This is a genomic window from Photorhabdus bodei (genome assembly GCF_003287735.1).
Lineage (GTDB): Bacteria > Pseudomonadota > Gammaproteobacteria > Enterobacterales > Enterobacteriaceae > Photorhabdus > Photorhabdus kayaii.
Genome location: NZ_NSCM01000131.1, coordinates 1 through 1198 on the forward strand (window position 1 = coordinate 1; position 1198 = coordinate 1198).

General features: G+C 39.4%; 1 protein-coding gene. It reads left to right on the plus strand.

The features are described 5' to 3' along the window. Positions 1 to 80 precede the first annotated feature (80 nt). Positions 81 to 1198 (plus strand): IS4 family transposase (locus CKY02_RS23075; protein WP_112897012.1); only part of this gene is annotated, 1118 nt, incomplete at its 3' end.

A 1198-nucleotide genomic window follows, 5' to 3' on the forward strand; every position in this document is an offset into this window, starting at 1 on the left:
CTGAGGAATCCCCAGAAAATAGACAGGCATAGCGTTGTGTGATCTACTGATTGTTCCACCAAGTCAATAAGGTCACTGCTATGCCTGTACGTGAAGTATGTCATAACTTCTTTAAAGATGCTTTATCACCATTTCATAAATATCGTCAGAATGCATTAATCGATGCCACTATCGCTTTGATTAATGGTGCTTCTCTTACGTTAACCAGCATTGGGCGCTTTTTACCAGGGAACGCTCACGTCAAACATAAAATTAAACGTATTGACCGGCTACTCGGTAATGAAGCTCTTCATAGGGATATTCCTGATATCTTTCGTAATATTATTGCTATGCTGACTGAGTCACTCTCATTGTGTGTCATTGCTGTTGATTGGAGTGGATATCCCTCACAAGAACATCATGTACTCCGTGCGAGTTTAATTTGTGATGGACGCTCAATTCCTTTGTTAAGTCAAATAGTTCCCTCATGTGAACAACAAAATGTAACGATACAAAATGCATTTCTTGACAGGCTAGCGTGTGCTGTTAACCCTAAAGCTAGAGTAATTATTGTTACGGATGCAGGTTTTCAAAATGCATGGTTCAAACATATAAAAACGCTCGGTTGGGATTTTGTCGGACGCATTCGAGGAAATACTCAACTAAGACTTGAAAAATATGGTGAGCTTTGGTTTAAACGGCAAGCTTTAAAAGCAACGACAACCCCACAGTTTTTGGGATTTGGTACATTATCAAAAGCAGAATATGCCCGTTGCGATGGCTATTTTTATCTTCATAAAAGACCGAATAAAGGGAGAAAATTCAAAAAATCACGATATCGAATGGTTCGAAAATCTCAGGTCAAAGATGGGCGTTCGGCAGCGATGGAGCCTTGGCTAATTTTTACTAGCATGAATGATTTTAAGCCTCGTCAGGTCATGAAAATTTACAGCCGAAGAATGCAAATAGAGCAAAATTTTAGAGATGAAAAGAGTGAACGTTTTGGATTTGGTCTCAGAGCAAGTTATAGCCACGGGGCTGGTCGCTTATCTGTATTGAGCCTGCTTGCTACACTGAGTTCAATTGTACTTTGGCTGATTGGTTTTTATGCCGAAAATAAAGGAATACACCTTAATTATCAGGCAAATAGTATCAAATCAAGAAGAGTCATCTCTCACCTAACATTAGCGGAGAATGTATTACGCCATTCTCCGCTAAT